We start from the raw sequence: 13,954 nt of genomic DNA, 5'->3' as shown, positions 1-13,954 counted from the left end.
GGCTCACGCTGCCTCGTATCGTTGCACCTGCGCGCTCGCCGCGCCGGATGTGGTTTCCACGAAGAACCGCAGAAGCAGGTTTTTCGCTACCAGCGCGCGGTATTCGGCGGTCGCGCGCATGTCGGTCAGCGGCGCGTAATCTTCAGCGTACTTCTCCATGGCCGCTTCGACGGTCGCCTCGGTCCAGGGCTTTCCGAGGAGCGCGGCCTCGACGGCGAAGGCGCGCTTCGGCGTCGCCGCCATGCCGCCATAGGCGATCGTGATCGCCGCCACCGTGCCGTCGTCGGCCAGCGCCAGGCGGAAGGCGCCGAGCGTCGCGGTGATGTCCTCGTCGCGGCGCTTGGTCACCTTGTAGATGGCGACCTTCTCGGAGGCCGCCGGCACCGGCACATGCACGGCCTCGACGAATTCGCCCGGCTGGCGATCCTGCTTGCCATAGGCGATGAAGAAGTCCTGCAGGGAGATGGTGCGCCGTTCGGCGCCCTTGCGCAAGGTCAGCGTGCTGCCGAGCGCGATGAGCGCGGGGGGCGTATCGCCGATGGGCGAGCCGTTGGCGATGTTGCCGCCGATCGTGCCCATGTTGCGCACCTGCTGGCCGCCGATGCGGTGGATCAGGGGCGCGAGCACCGGAATATGCTGCGCGAGGACCGAGACGGCCTCGCTATAGGTGACGCCGGCGCCGATGGAGACCGTGCCGTCCTTCACCGAAATCGACTTCAGCTCGTCGAGCCCGCTTATGAAGACCACCGGCGCGATGTCGCGCATCTGTTTCGTCACCCAGAGGCCGACGTCGGTGGAACCGGCGACGACCGTCGCGGTCGGCGAGGCTTCCAGCACGGCGGCGAAGTCGTCCAGGCCGGCGGGCACGATGAAGCGGCGCTTGCCCTCGCCGATCTCGACGCGGGCGCCGTCGCGCATGCCCTTGAGGCGGGCGATCATGGTCTCGCGTTCGGAAAGCAGCGGGTCCCTGTCCGTGCCGCCATAGGTCGAGATGGCGCGGGCGGCGCGCAGGATCGGCTCGTAGCCGGTGCAGCGACAGAGATTGCCTTGCAGGGCCGTCTCGATCTCGCGGTCGCCCGGGTTCGGCGTCTTCATCCAGAGCGCATAGAGCGACATGACGAAGCCCGGGGTGCAGAAGCCGCATTGCGAGCCGTGATAATCCACCATGGCCTGCTGCACGGGATGGAGGCGCCCGTCGGCGGCAGCCAGATGCTCGACCGTCACGACATGACAGCCGTCCAGCGAGCCGAGGAAGCGGATGCAGGCATTGACGCCCTCATAGACCAGCCCGCCGTCCGGCGTCAGGCGTCCCACCAGCACGGTGCAGGCGCCGCAGTCGCCCTCGGCGCAGCCTTCCTTCGTGCCTTTCAGCAGGCGGGAGAGGCGCAGCCAGTCGAGCAGGGTCTGGTCCGGCGCGACGTCGCTGAGGGACACGTCCTTGCCGTTGAGGATGAAACGCAGTTCCGAGCGGATCGTCGCAGCCGCCATAGGTTAGCTCCCGCGGTAGGTGGAATAGCTGAAGGGCGAGACGAGAAGCGGTACATGGTAATGCGCGCCCTCGTCGGCAAGGCCGAAGCGGATCGGGATGATATCGAGGAAGAGCGGGCCGTCGCCCGTGCGGCCGAGATAGTCGCCGGCATGGAAGCGCAGCTCGTAGGTGCCGGCCTTCATCGTCTCGCCCGAAAGCAGCGGTGCGTCGCAGCGGCCGTCGTCGTTCGTCTCGGTGGTCTTGAGGTGGTGGAACGCATCGCCCTCGACCCGGTAGAGATCGATGCGCAGGCCCTCCGCCGGCTTGCCCCGGGCGGTGTCCAGGACGTGGGTCGTGAGCCGGCCGGCTCCGTGCGAATGAGACTGCATGTTTTCCTCCCGAGCACAATGCGCCTGCAATCACTATCCGCCAGCCCGTTTCCACTGAAAAGCGGAAAGATCGTTCGAGACTTTCAAATTTTCCGGGGGAATGGCGCGCGCGATTTTCGGGTTAGACATTCACTGCCGGAGCCGTCCGGAAGCGCTCCCCGTGACGGGCGCGCGACGCGAACGGCGGCGCAGCTCGGACGATGGAGGCCGCATCTCGCGGCCACGTCCCTGCTGCGAGCGCGGCAAAACTGTGATAGTCATCGGCGCGAGAGGGAACCTCCCCACCCTGTCGCCGCCGCAACGTTGATCCGCACGGCATGCCGCCGGCGCCATGTCCGGCCATTCCGGCCCAGGGAGGAAATCCATGAAGACCATCGAGATCAAACCGCTGACCCGCGAGGCCTTCGCGCCTTTCGGCCAGGTCATCGAGCAGGACGGCGCGCACAATTTCCCGATCAATGCGGGAAAGTGCGTGCGCTACCACGACCTTGCGCATATCGAGACGACCGGCGAGAAGGCGCGGCCGATGATCAGCCTGCTGCGCGGCGAGCCCTATCCGCTGCCGCTGGAGCTCAGGATGGTCGAGCGCCACCCGCTCGGCAGCCAGGCCTTCATCCCGCTCAGCGACAGCACCTTCCTGGTGGTCGTCGCCGAGGAGACGCAAAACGGCCCGGCCGAGCCGCTCGCCTTCCGCACCGCGCCGGGCCAGGGGGTCAATATCGGCCGCAACGTCTGGCACGGCATCCTGACCCCGCTCGACAAGCCCTCCGACTTCGCCGTGGTCGACCGCGGCGGCGAGGGCGTCAATCTCGAGGAGCATTTCTACGAGGAAGCGTTCCTGATCCGCTGAGCCGCCCACCGGGGCTCACGGATCCGCCGGCCCGCCTCCACGGGCCGGCTTTTTCGTGCCCGCATTCAGATTCCCAAACGAAAAAGGGCCGCGCGGTGAGCGCGGCCCTTTCTCTTGGATGCGTGTCCTGTCCTATTCCGCGAAGAAGGCGAAGCGGATGACGAAGAGGGCGGCGACGATGGCCGTTGCCGGGTGGATCTGGCGCCACTTGCCGGTGAAGAACTTCAGCACGACATAGCTGACGAAGCCGAAGGCAAGGCCGTTGGCGATGGAGTAGGTGAAGGGCATGGCGAGCGCGGTGAGCGCGGCCGGGGCCGCTTCCGTAAGGTCTTCCCACTCGACTTCCGTCAGTTCCCGCATCATCAGGCCGGCGACATAGAGCAGGGCCGGGGCCGTCGCATAGCTTGGCACAGAGGCGGCGAGCGGCGAGATGAAGAGGGCGGCGAGGAACAGGATGGCGACGACGAAGGCGGTGAGGCCCGTGCGGCCGCCGGCCTGGACGCCCGAGGCGCTCTCGACATAGGCGGTGGTGCTGCTCGTGCCCATCAGCGAGCCGGCGACGATCGCCGTGCTGTCGGCAAGCAGCGCGCGGCCGAGGCGGCTCTTCTGGCCCTCCTGGATGAGGCCGGCGCGCTTGGCGACGCCGATCAGCGTGCCCGTGGCGTCGAAGACCTCGACGAGCACGAAGACGAGGATGACATGCAGCAGGCCGCCATGCAGCGCGCCGACGATGTCGAGCTGCAGGAAGGTCGGCAGGATCGACGGCGGCGCCGAGACGATGCCGCGGAACTCGCTGACGCCGAGGATCCAGGACAGGATCGTGACGACGAGGATGCCGATCAGGATCGCGCCCTTGACGCGCAGCGCATCAAGCACGGCGATGACGAAGAAGCCGAGGATGGCGAGCAGCGGGCCGGTCTGCTTGAGGTCGCCGAGGCCGACGAGCGTCGCCGGGTTGTCGACGACGATGCCGGAGCTCTTCAGGGCGATGATGCCGAGGAAGAGGCCGATACCGGCGGCAATGGCGCTTCTGAGCGAATGGGGTATGCCCTCGATCAGCCAGCTGCGCACGCCCGTCACCGTGAGGATGACGAAGATGACGCCGGAGATGAAGACCGCGCCGAGCGCCTGCTGCCAGGTGAAGCCGAGCGCCGCCACGACGGTGAAGGCGAAGAAGGCGTTGAGGCCCATGCCGGGGGCCATGCCGATCGGCCAGTTGGCGACGGTCGCCATGACCATGGAGCCGAGTGCCGCGGCAAGACAGGTCGCGACGAAGACGGCGTCCCGGTCCATGCCCGTCGTCGACAGGATGTCCGGGTTGACGAAGATGATATAGGACATGGTGAGGAAGGTCGTCAGACCCGCGATCACCTCGGTGCGCACCGACGTGCCGTGCTCACTCAGCTTGAAAAGCCGTTCAAACATGTTTTCTCCCCCTGGCGGGCGCCGGTAGCGCCGCCTTGCGATAGATCCGGGCCAATGCTCCTCCAGCAGCCCGTTCGCGGTTCCTTCCGCGCCTGTGCGCGGCGGTCCGAAAGAGACAGGCCACCGTGATCACAGTTTCGTCATAATGCGGGTTCCCGCGCGCCAGCGCCAGCCGGGCATTCCCCCGGATTTTCGCGAAACTCTTTCACGGCGGCAAAGCCCGCCGCAGCGTCATTCGCAGACGTCGACCCATTCGCCGGCCACGAGGCCCGCCATGCGTTCCGGCGCGATGCGCACCGCCGCGTTGGTGGCGCCGGCCGCCGGCACCACCTCGTCGAAGGCGCGCAGCGACATATCGCAATAGACCGGCAGGGGCGAAGGCAGGCCGAAGGGGCAGACGCCGCCGACGGGATGCGACGTCACGGCGACCACCTCCTGGGCATCCAGCATGCGGGGCTTTGCGGCGAAGCGGTCCTTGAACTTGCGGTTGCTCAGCCGCGCCGTGCCGGCCGCGACGATCAGCACGGTCTCCTCGCCGACGCGCAGGCAGATGGTCTTGGCGATCTGCGCGGGCGCCACGCCATGCGCCTCGGCGGCCAGCGCCACGGTCGCCGAGCTCTGCTCGGTGACGAGGACGTCGATATCGGGGGCGTTCTCAGCGAAGAAGGTGCGGACGGATTCGAGCGACATGGCCTGTCATAACCAGTCCGGCGGCCCCGATGCAAGAGCCGCCGGACCGGCAGGTCAGGCATAGATGCCGCCCGAGGGGTTGGAGCCTGTGGCCGAGCCGGGCAGGAAGGTCGTCGCCTTGCCGAAGGTGTTGATGACGCCGTTGGTCTCGGCGATGTAGCGGCTGCCGGTGGCGCTGCCGACGATCACCGGATTGAGCAGCGAGACGGTTCCCGAATTGCGGGCCGCGATGAACTGGGTGAAGGCCGGCGTGCCGGTCAGCGTGAAGGTGCGGCCCTCCCCGACCAGCAGGCCGGCCCCGATATTCATGTGCCGGCGCGCGCCGCCGGTGATGGCGTAATTCTCCTCCAGCACGATCCGGCAGGGATTGTCGGAGAAGATGTGGTCGGCATTCGCGCCGACGGCGCCGAATTCCATCTTGCCGAGCCTGAGGCTCACGCCGTTGCCGACGGAAAGTGCGTGCACGAGGTCCGATGCAATGGCGATGCGGATGCCGGAGACGCGCAGCTGCGCGCCGTTGGAAAGGACGAGGCCGCCCGTGAGCACCACGGAGGCCGGCGTCGTCTCGTTGCCCTTGATGAAGAGCGTGCCGCCGCCGAGGAGCGGGCGGGCGACCGTCGCGCCGGCGTAGCTGCCGTCGGCAAGCTGGATCGTCACGTCGTGGCTGGCGCAATCGAGCCCGTGCGCCTCGTCCACCGCCTTTTGCAGGGTGGCGAAGGGCGTGGCCGCCGTCAGGCCGTCATTGCCGTTGCTGCCGCCGGCGGCGACGTAGTAGGTGCGGCTTGCGGAAAGCTGCGGCCGCAGGCCCACCACGCCCGCGGGGAAGCTGACGCGCCCGGTCGCCGGATCCGCCACCATGGCGTCCACGAAGGACGAACCGTTCGCGCTCACCTTGACGCGGAAGGCATCGCTGCCGGCAAGGCCCATCTCGGCGCGGCCGGACCAGCCGGTCTGGAAGAGCAGCGAGGCGGTATCGCCGGCACTCGCCTTGTTGACCTTGATCTGGTGCCCCGCGCCGTCGTTGGTGAAGAGGGAGGCCGGCGAGGCGACGGCCAGCCGGTTCGTCGCATCCGCCGTCGCGTTGATGCCGATCCTGTCGGGCAGGGTGATGTCGAAGCTGGCGGGCGCCCAGGCGCCGCCCTTGAAGGCCAGCATGACGTTCTCGTCGAGCACATAGGCAAGCCAGCCGGCGCGCGGCGGATAGAAGGTCCAGGCATCGTCCTGAAAGGCGGCGACCGCCTTCGCCTGGCCGGTCCAGGCGCCGCCCGCGCCGGCCGGCACGATATAGCGATCCCCGCCGGCCGGACTTGCCGGCGGGCTCGAAAGGGTGCGGCTGAGGACGGCGAGATGCAGGATCGCATCCAGCGCCTTGATCGCCTCGTTATGGGTGACGTGCTTCTGTGCCTGCGCGGGCAGGATATAGGGAAGGTTGAGGTTTTCGGTCGCGTCCATTTCGTCAGGCTCCTGTCTTGTCGGTTCCCGACGAGTATAGGAGGCTGGCTGGAGGCGGGGAAAACGCGGCTTCGAAAAGCCTGTCCGTCGGCGGGAACAGATGCGCGGCGGCCGGATGGACGGCCGCCGCATTTCCCGAAGGGCGATCCCGGGGGACCGCCTTGCCGGTCAGTGCGAATCCTTCGGCACCGCGTTGCCGCGGGCGCCACGCAGGAAGTCGAAATCGGCCCCGGTATCGGCCCCGGTGACGTGGTCGTGGTAGAGCATGCCGTAGCCGCTGGCGGGGCGCTCGACCGGGCTCTTCCATTCGGCAAGGCGGCGCTCGATCTCGCCCTCCGGAAGGTCGAGATGCAGGCGCCGGTTCGGCACGTCGAGCTCGATGAAATCCCCGTCGCGCACGATGGCGAGCGGCCCCCCGGCAGCGGCTTCCGGGCTGGTGTGCAGCACGACGGTGCCGTAGGCGGTGCCGGACATGCGGGCATCGGAAATGCGCACCATGTCGGTGATGCCCTTCTTCAGCACCTTGGGCGGCAGGCCCATATTGCCGACCTCGGCCATGCCCGGATAGCCGCGCGGGCCACAGTTCTTCAGCACCATCACGCAGGTCTCGTCGATGTCGAGATCGGGATCGTCGATCTTGCGCTTGTAGTCGTCGATGTCCTCGAAGACGACGGCGCGGCCGCGATGCACCATCAGCGAGGCGGTTGCGGCGGAGGGCTTCAGCACCGCGCCCTTCGGCGCGAGGTTCCCCTTGAGCACGGCGATGCCGCCCTGCCGCGCCAGCGCCTTCTCCGCCGGCAGGATGACGTCCTCGTTCCAGTTGGCGACGTCCTTGACCTCGTCCCAGATCTTCTCGCCGGAAACGGTGAGCGCCTCCTTGTGGAGGAGACCCGCCTCGCCGAGGCGCTTCAGCACCACCGGCAGGCCGCCGGCATAGAAGAACTCCTCCATGAGGTACTTGCCCGACGGCATGAGGTTGACGATGGTCGGCACGTCGCGGCCGAGGCGGTCCCAGTCGTCGAGCGTCAGATCGATGCCGACCCGGCCGGCGAGCGCCAGGAGGTGCACGACGGCATTGGTCGAGCCGCCGATGGCGCCGTTGGTGCGGATGGCGTTCTCGAAGGCTTCGCGGGTGAGGATGTCGGACGGCTTCAGGTCGTCCTTGACCATCTGCACGATCCTGCGGCCGGTGAGCTGCGCCATCACGCGGCGGCGGCTGTCGACGGCGGGGATGGCGGCATTGCCGGACAGCGCCATGCCGAGGGCTTCCGCCATGGAGGCCATGGTGGAGGCCGTGCCCATCGTGTTGCAGGTGCCCGACGAGCGGCTCATCGCCTGCTCGGCGTCGAGGAAGTCCTCCTTGCTCATCGTGCCGGCCTTGATCGCCTCCGACATCTGCCAGAGCGCCGTGCCGGAGCCGACGCGCTCGCCGCGGAACCAGCCGTTCAGCATCGGCCCGCCGGTGACGACGATGGAGGGGATGTCGGTGGAGGCCGCGCCCATCAGAAGCGAGGGCGTGGTCTTGTCACAGCCGACGAGCAGCACCGCGCCGTCGATCGGCTGGGCGCGCATCGTCTCCTCCACCGCGAGCGCGGCGAGGTTGCGGTACATCATGGCCGTCGGCCGGTAGGTGTTTTCCGAGGCCGAGAAGACCGGAACCTCCAGCGGAAAGCCGCCCGCCTCCCATACGCCGGCCTTGACCTTCTCGGCAAGCTCGCGAAGGTGGCCGTTGCAGGGGGTGAGGTCCGACCAGGTGTTGAGGATGCCGATCACCGGGCGTCCGTCGAACAGGTCGTGCGGGTAACCCTGGTTCTTCAGCCAGCCGCGGTGATAGATGTTGTCGCGCGAGGTGCCGCCGTACCACTCCTGCGAACGCAGCCTGCGCGGCCAGGGGGAGGGTTTGAATGTCATTGTCGTGCCTTGCTTTCTGTTCTGCGGGCGATGCGGAACGCGCGCTCGCGCGCAAATCGCCATCCTCCCTGTGACCTACAGGGAAACGCGGAACTCACATAACAGTCAAATCATCAATCCGGATCATTGCATATCAATTGCGTCATGATAACGCCGCCGCTAGACTGGCCGCGATGAAAGCGCACTTCCTCAAGCTCAACCAGCTCCGGTTCATCGATGCCCTCAAGCGCAAGGGCAAGCTCAGCCTTGCCGCCGAGGAGATGAACATCTCGCAGCCGGCCGCCTCGCGCACGCTCGCCGACATCGAGGCGCTCGTCGGCCAGCAGATCTGCACGCGCAACGCGCACGGCTTCGTCTTCAACGAGTTCGGCGACGTGCTGGCGGCCCGCGCGAGCCGCGTTGTCGCGGAGGTGGAGAATATCGGCCGCGACATCCGCGAGGTGGCGGACGGCCTGCGCGGCCGGGTGCGGATCGGCGCGGTGACGGCGGCGGCCATCGCCTATGTGCTGCCCGCCTCGGTGGCGCTGCGCGCGCAGGCGCCGCAGGCCCAGCTCCAGGTGGATGTCGAGCCGAGCCTCACGCTGATGCAGCGCATGCGCGCCGGCGAATACGATTTCGTGCTGGCGCGCCTCAGCGCAACCGACGACCCCGCGGCCTACGACGTGCGCCCGATCGGCGAGGAGGTGCTGAGCTTCGCCGTGCGGAAAAGCCATCCGCTCGCCGGGCGCGGCAGGCTCGCCTTCCGGGACCTGTCACCCTATGACTGGATCATCCAGCCGGCCGGCTCGCCGATCTGGTCGACGGTGGTCGACGCCTTCAGGGCCGAAGGGGCCGACTTTCCCGAACGGGTGACCTATTCCGCCTCGGCGCTGCTGACGCTGGCGACCGTCGCGCGGACCGATGCCATCGCTCCCTTCGCGCGCGAGGTCGCCGGCCTGCTGATGGCCGAGGACCTCGGCATGCGCATCGTCACGCTCGACATGGCCCGGCCGGCCAGCGTGCCCGCCTACAACCTCATCCTCGACAAGGGCGCGCTGCTTTCCCCGCTCGCCCACCGCTTCCTGTCGCTGATCGAGGCGGAAATGCCGCGTGCCATCCGCTGATCCTCACACCCGCAGAAGAGCCCGTCAGGGGTGATGGAGGACGCGCCGTCGACCGTCAGGCAGGCGGCATTCATGGCGGGGAATTCGTCCGAGATCGTGAACAGGACGAAGCGGAAGACCTGCTTTCGTCCGCCCGCACGATCAGGCGTGCACCTTCCCGGCGGCGAACATCGGACCGCCCTTGTGCGCGGGGAAGCCGTAGCCATTGATCATCACGAGATCGATGTCGCCGGGGCGAGCCGCGACGGCCTCGGCAAGGAGCGCCGTTCCCTCGTCGACCATCACCTTGAGAAGGCGGTCGATGATCTCCCTTTCGGTGAAGTGGCGCGGGGCGATGTTCTTCGCCGCCCGCGCCGCTTCGATCACCGCCGTCACGGCGGGATCGACGGTGCGCTCCCCGCCCGGATAGGCATACCAGCCAAGCCCGCTCTTGCGGCCGAGGCGGCCCGCCTCGCAGAGCCTGTCGGCGATCTCGACATAGCGCTCCAGGGGGTCGCGGGTGGCGGCCTGCCGCTTGCGGCGCGCCCAGGCGATCTCGAGGCCCGCCATGTCGTTGACGGCGAAGATGCCCATCGGGAAGCCGTAGGCCTCCAGGGCGGCATCGATCTGGTGCGGCAGGGCGCCGTCCTCCAGCATGAATTCCGCCTCGCGCCGGTAGGCGGAGAAGACGCGGTTGCCGATGAAGCCTTCCGTGGCGCCGCAGACGACCGGAAGCTTGCCGAGGCGCCTGGCGAAGGCAAGCGCGCTCGCCAGCACGTCCGGCGCGGTCGCCGCGCAATCGACGACCTCCACGAGCCGCATGACATTGGCAGGCGAGAAGAAGTGCAGGCCCACCACGCGGGAGGGATCGGCCGTCGCCGCGGCGATGGCATCGGGGTCTAGATAGCTCGTGTTGGTCGCCAGAATGGCCTGCGGCCCGACGATGCCGTCGAGTTCCCGAAACAGGTCCGTCTTGACCGAAAGGTCATCGAAGACGGCCTCGACGACGAGATCGGCCGCGGCGACATCGGCGGGCGCGGCGGTCGTTTCGAGCCGGGCGAGGCATTCATCGCGCCCCTCCCCGGTCAGACGCCGGGCCTGCACGGCCTTGTCGAGAAGCCCGACGATGCGGGCGCGTCCGGCATCGGCGGCCTCCCGCGTCCGCTCCAGCGCGATCACGCGGTAGCCGCCCGCAAGCGCGCAGACCGCGATGCCGGAGCCCATCAGCCCGGTGCCGACGATCGCAACGGTATCGATCCGCCGCGGCGTAGTGCCGGTGAGCCTTTCGACCTTGCCGGCGGCGCGCTCGGCCAGGAAGACGTGACGCAGGGCAGTGGATTGGGCGGAATCGCGCAGCCGCAGGAACGTGGCACGCTCCTCGGCCAGTCCCTCCGCAAGGCCGAGCCCGCCGGCCGCCTTCACGAGGCGAACGGCCTCCGCGGGGGCGGCCTGGCCGCGGCTCCTTGCGATGATCCTGGCTTCCGCCGCGTCGAGGGCGGCGGCATCCGCGGGGGCGACGCCGAGCATGCCGGTCCGGCGGAGCGGCCGTCCGGCAAGGTCGCGCACGGCCGCAATCGCCACGGCGAGAGGATCGGCGGCGATGCGGTCGGCAAGGCCGAGGGCGACGGCTTCCTCCACCTTGACCGTGCGTCCCGTTCCGATGAGATCGACGGCCGCGACGGTGCCGATCAGACGCGGCAGGCGCTGCGTCCCGCCGGCGCCGGGGACGAGGCCGAGCTTGACTTCCGGCAGGCCGAAGGCGGCGTTCTTCCCGGCGATGCGCCCGTGGCAGGCGAGCGCGACCTCGCAGCCGCCACCCAGCGCGGCCCCCTCCACGGCGCAGGCCACCGGCTTGCCGAAGGCCTCGATACGGCTGACGACGTCGGGAAGCGCGGGCTCGACCTGCGGCTTGCCGAACTCCGTGATGTCAGCCCCGCCGATGAAAATGCGGCCCGCGCCCGAAAGGACGAGCCCGGCGATGTCCGGCTGGCCGGCGGCGTGATCCAGCGCCGCGACGAGGCCGGAGCGGACATGCGCCGACAGGGCGTTGACCGGCGGGTTGTCGATGACGACGACGAGGACACCGTCCTTTCGGCGGGCGGAAACGCTCTGCGAAAATCGCATCTCGGACATGCCGGCAAGCCTCATTCGGGAAGGACGGCCGTGGCCTGGATCTCGATCTTGGCGCGGTCCTCGACCAGCGCGACCACCTGCATCGCCGCCATGGCGGGATAGTGCCGGCCGATGATGTCGCGATAGGCCTGGCCGATGCCGCGCAGGTTGCCGAGATATTCCTGCTTGTCGGTGAAGTACCAGGTCATCGAGGTGATGTGGCGGGGTTCGGCGCCGCCCGCGGCGAGCACGGCCACTACGTTCTTCAGTGTCTGGCGCACCTGCTCGACGAAATCGTCGGTCTCGAATTCCAGGCGTTCGTTCCAGCCGATCTGGCCGCCGACGAAAAGCGTGCGGCCCGTCGCCGCCACGCCGTTGGCGTAGCCGATGGGCTGTGCCCAGCCTTCAGGTTGCAGGATGGTGTGCATGAGGCGTCTCCAGATGATGGGTCGGTGCGGCGCGGACAGAATCCGGCCGGGCAGGAAGGGCGTGGGTGTCGCGTGAAACGCGGCGGGCGGGGTCCTGCATGGCGGGCACCTATCGCGCCGCGCCCTTCATCAGCTCGCGGCCGATGATGAGCTTCTGGACTTCCGTCGCCCCCTCGTAGATGCGCAGCGCGCGGATTTCGCGGTAGAGCCGTTCGGTGATCTCGCCGGCGCGTACGCCCCGGCCGCCGAAGAGCTGCAGGGCCTGGTCGATGACCCATTGCGCATTCTCCGTCGCCGTCATCTTCGCCATGGCGGCTTCGCGCGTCGTCGGCCGTTTCTGCACGTCGCGCCGCCAGGCGGTGCGGCAGGTGAGGAGCGCGGCGGCGTCGATGGCGGTCGCCATCTCGCCGAGCGTGCCCTGGGCGGTCGGCAGGTCGGCGAGCGTGGCGCCGAACATCCTTCGGCTTTTCGCATGCGCCACCGCCTCGTCGAGCGCGCGGCGGGCAAAACCGGTCGCGGCGGCCGCGACGGAAGGGCGGAAGATGTCGAGCGTGCGCATCGCGATCTTGAACCCCTCGCCCGGGCTTCCGAGAAGCTGCGAGGCGGGGATGCGGCAGGCCTCGAAGCGGATGCGGGCGAGCGGATGGGGCGCGATCGTCTCGATCCGCTCGGCGACGGTGAAGCCGGGCGTATCGGCGAAGACGACGAAGGCGGAGATGCCGCGCGTGCCGGGCGCCTCGCCGGTGCGGGCGAAGAGCGTGTAGACGTCGGCGATGCCGCCGTTCGAGATCCAGGTCTTCTCGCCGTCGAGCACGAACTCGTCCCCCTCGCGCCGGGCCGCACAGGCCATGGCGGCGACATCGGAACCGGCATCGGGCTCGGAAAGCGCGAAGGCGGAAAGCCATTCGCCGCGGGCAACCCTCGGCAGGACCTGTTCCTTCAGCGCCGGCGACCCGGAAAGACTGATTGCCCCCGTTCCGAGGCCCTGCATGGCGAAGGCGAAGTCGGCAAGCCCGTCGACATAGGCGAGCGTCTCGCGGACCAGGCAAAGCGCGCGGCTGTCGATCTCCTCGCTCGCCCCGCCAAATGCCTTCGGTACGCAATGGCGCAGAAGGCCCGCGGCGCCCAGCGCCGCGACCAGGTGCCGGCACGCGGCGTCGACGTCGCCGTGGTCGATGCCGTCCAGCCCCCCGCGGCCGACGAAGCCGTCCAGCTCGGCGGCAAGGGCGCGGTGGCCGTCATCGAAGAACGGCCAGTCGAGATGCTCGCGCGTCGGCGCCTTTGCCTCCGGAGCCATGTTCAGTTTCCCTCGAAGGCGGGCCGCGCCTTGGCGGCGAAGGCCTTGAAGGCGCGGGTGAAGTCGCCCGTCGCCATGCAGATCGCCTGCGCCTGCGCTTCCGCCTCGATCATCTGGTCGATGCCCATCGCCCATTCCTGGTCGAGCATCTTCTTCGTCATGGCATGGGCGAACCAGGGGCCGTCGGCGATGGTGCGGGCGAAGCGCTGCGCCTCGCCAAGCAGCGAAGGGCGCTCGTGAAGGGCATTGTAGAAGCCCCAGGCCAGGCCCTCCGCCGCCGTCATGGCGCGGCCGGTGAAGAGGAGCTCGGCGGCGCGGCCCTGCCCGACGATGCGCGGGAGGATGCCGCAGGCCCCCATGTCGGCGCCTGCGAGCCCGACGCGGGTGAAGAGGAACGCCGTCTTCGCCTCCGGCGTCGCGATGCGGAAGTCGGCGGCCATCGCAAGTATAGCGCCGGCCCCGGCGCAGATGCCGTCGACGGCGGCGACGATCGGCTGGGGGCAGGCGCGCATCTGGCGCACCACCTCGCCCGTCATGCGGGTGAAGGCGAGAAGGTCGGGCATCGCCATGCGCGTCAGGGGTTCGATGATCTCGAAGACGTCGCCGCCGGAGGAGAAATTGTCCTTCGCGCCGGTCAGCACCACCGCACGCACATCGCTCGCCCGGGCGAGCGAGCGGAAGAGATCGCCGAGCTCCTCGTAGCTCTCGAAGGTCAGCGGGTTCTTCTTGTCCGGGCGGTTGAGCGTGATCGTCGCGACGCGACCGTCGGCATCCGTCTCGAACAGGAAGTGCCTTGCCGCATGATTCCTGAAGGGGCGCTGCCGGGCCTGCATGGGGTTCGTCATGTCGT

General features: G+C 68.7%; 12 protein-coding genes. 2 read left to right on the top strand and 10 right to left on the bottom strand.

The window, feature by feature from the left end:
- Positions 1–3: 3 nt before the first annotated feature.
- Complete coding sequence (gene xdhA / locus L0976_RS07860; protein WP_234186833.1) at positions 4–1,488, bottom strand: xanthine dehydrogenase small subunit; 1,485 nt, start codon at positions 1,486–1,488, stop codon at positions 4–6.
- Positions 1,489–1,491: 3 nt separating this feature from the next.
- Entirely contained in the window at positions 1,492–1,857 is a 366-nt protein-coding gene (uraH, locus tag L0976_RS07855; RefSeq protein ID WP_203317086.1) for a hydroxyisourate hydrolase, read from the bottom strand.
- A 364-nt stretch (positions 1,858–2,221) separates the two neighbouring features.
- Here uraH and L0976_RS07850 point away from each other — a divergent pair, with 364 nt between their 5' ends.
- Complete coding sequence (locus tag L0976_RS07850; RefSeq protein ID WP_234186832.1) at positions 2,222–2,707, top strand: ureidoglycolate lyase; 486 nt, start codon at positions 2,222–2,224, stop codon at positions 2,705–2,707.
- A 132-nt stretch (positions 2,708–2,839) separates the two neighbouring features.
- Here L0976_RS07850 and L0976_RS07845 read toward each other — a convergent pair whose 3' ends face one another.
- From L0976_RS07845 to araD, 4 genes are all read right to left on the bottom strand, one after another.
- Positions 2,840–4,132 carry an NCS2 family permease gene (locus L0976_RS07845; RefSeq protein WP_234186831.1) on the bottom strand — a complete coding sequence of 431 codons (1,293 nt, stop codon included), beginning with the start codon at positions 4,130–4,132 and terminating at the stop codon, positions 2,840–2,842.
- A 231-nt stretch (positions 4,133–4,363) separates the two neighbouring features.
- Positions 4,364–4,822, bottom strand: coding sequence for a YbaK/EbsC family protein (locus L0976_RS07840; RefSeq protein WP_203317083.1), 459 nt, complete (start codon positions 4,820–4,822; stop codon positions 4,364–4,366).
- Between the two features lie 54 nt (positions 4,823–4,876).
- Complete coding sequence (locus tag L0976_RS07835; RefSeq protein ID WP_234186830.1) at positions 4,877–6,274, bottom strand: DUF2793 domain-containing protein; 1,398 nt, start codon at positions 6,272–6,274, stop codon at positions 4,877–4,879.
- A 168-nt stretch (positions 6,275–6,442) separates the two neighbouring features.
- A complete protein-coding gene (gene araD / locus L0976_RS07830; RefSeq protein ID WP_234186829.1) occupies positions 6,443–8,185 on the bottom strand; it encodes an L-arabinonate dehydratase in 1,743 nt (580 codons plus the stop codon).
- 173 nt (positions 8,186–8,358) lie between these two features.
- Here araD and L0976_RS07825 point away from each other — a divergent pair, with 173 nt between their 5' ends.
- Positions 8,359–9,288 carry a LysR family transcriptional regulator gene (locus L0976_RS07825; RefSeq protein ID WP_234186828.1) on the top strand — a complete coding sequence of 310 codons (930 nt, stop codon included), beginning with the start codon at positions 8,359–8,361 and terminating at the stop codon, positions 9,286–9,288.
- Positions 9,289–9,429: 141 nt separating this feature from the next.
- Here L0976_RS07825 and L0976_RS07820 read toward each other — a convergent pair whose 3' ends face one another.
- From L0976_RS07820 to L0976_RS07805, 4 genes are all read right to left on the bottom strand, one after another.
- Complete coding sequence (locus tag L0976_RS07820; RefSeq protein ID WP_234186827.1) at positions 9,430–11,400, bottom strand: 3-hydroxyacyl-CoA dehydrogenase NAD-binding domain-containing protein; 1,971 nt, start codon at positions 11,398–11,400, stop codon at positions 9,430–9,432.
- Positions 11,401–11,411: 11 nt separating this feature from the next.
- Positions 11,412–11,807, bottom strand: coding sequence for a RidA family protein (locus L0976_RS07815; protein WP_203317078.1), 396 nt, complete (start codon positions 11,805–11,807; stop codon positions 11,412–11,414).
- A gap of 109 nt (positions 11,808–11,916) precedes the next feature.
- Complete coding sequence (locus L0976_RS07810; RefSeq protein ID WP_234186826.1) at positions 11,917–13,104, bottom strand: acyl-CoA dehydrogenase family protein; 1,188 nt, start codon at positions 13,102–13,104, stop codon at positions 11,917–11,919.
- Positions 13,105–13,106: 2 nt separating this feature from the next.
- Positions 13,107–13,949 carry an enoyl-CoA hydratase family protein gene (locus L0976_RS07805; protein ID WP_234186825.1) on the bottom strand — a complete coding sequence of 281 codons (843 nt, stop codon included), beginning with the start codon at positions 13,947–13,949 and terminating at the stop codon, positions 13,107–13,109.
- Positions 13,950–13,954: the final 5 nt, after the last annotated feature.

Origin of the sequence: Shinella sp. NM-101, from assembly GCF_021401195.1 — a bacterium.
In the GTDB taxonomy this organism is placed as follows: Bacteria; Pseudomonadota; Alphaproteobacteria; order Rhizobiales; family Rhizobiaceae; genus Shinella.
This window is presented reverse-complemented; position numbering and strand designations above follow the sequence as displayed.

What these genes read in the sequence shown, in the direction of transcription:
- L0976_RS07835 (WP_234186830.1), bottom strand. Translation starts at nt 6,274, where the DNA reads ATGGACGCGACCGAAAACCTCAACCTTCCCTATATCCTGCCCGCGCAG.
- uraH (WP_203317086.1), bottom strand. Translation starts at nt 1,857, where the DNA reads ATGCAGTCTCATTCGCACGGAGCCGGCCGGCTCACGACCCACGTCCTG.
- L0976_RS07805 (WP_234186825.1), bottom strand. Translation starts at nt 13,949, where the DNA reads ATGACGAACCCCATGCAGGCCCGGCAGCGCCCCTTCAGGAATCATGCG.
- L0976_RS07810 (WP_234186826.1), bottom strand. Translation starts at nt 13,104, where the DNA reads ATGGCTCCGGAGGCAAAGGCGCCGACGCGCGAGCATCTCGACTGGCCG.
- L0976_RS07820 (WP_234186827.1), bottom strand. Translation starts at nt 11,400, where the DNA reads ATGTCCGAGATGCGATTTTCGCAGAGCGTTTCCGCCCGCCGAAAGGAC.
- L0976_RS07840 (WP_203317083.1), bottom strand. Translation starts at nt 4,822, where the DNA reads ATGTCGCTCGAATCCGTCCGCACCTTCTTCGCTGAGAACGCCCCCGAT.
- xdhA (WP_234186833.1), bottom strand. Translation starts at nt 1,488, where the DNA reads ATGGCGGCTGCGACGATCCGCTCGGAACTGCGTTTCATCCTCAACGGC.
- L0976_RS07850 (WP_234186832.1), top strand. Translation starts at nt 2,222, where the DNA reads ATGAAGACCATCGAGATCAAACCGCTGACCCGCGAGGCCTTCGCGCCT.
- L0976_RS07845 (WP_234186831.1), bottom strand. Translation starts at nt 4,132, where the DNA reads ATGTTTGAACGGCTTTTCAAGCTGAGTGAGCACGGCACGTCGGTGCGC.
- araD (WP_234186829.1), bottom strand. Translation starts at nt 8,185, where the DNA reads ATGACATTCAAACCCTCCCCCTGGCCGCGCAGGCTGCGTTCGCAGGAG.
- L0976_RS07825 (WP_234186828.1), top strand. Translation starts at nt 8,359, where the DNA reads ATGAAAGCGCACTTCCTCAAGCTCAACCAGCTCCGGTTCATCGATGCC.
- L0976_RS07815 (WP_203317078.1), bottom strand. Translation starts at nt 11,807, where the DNA reads ATGCACACCATCCTGCAACCTGAAGGCTGGGCACAGCCCATCGGCTAC.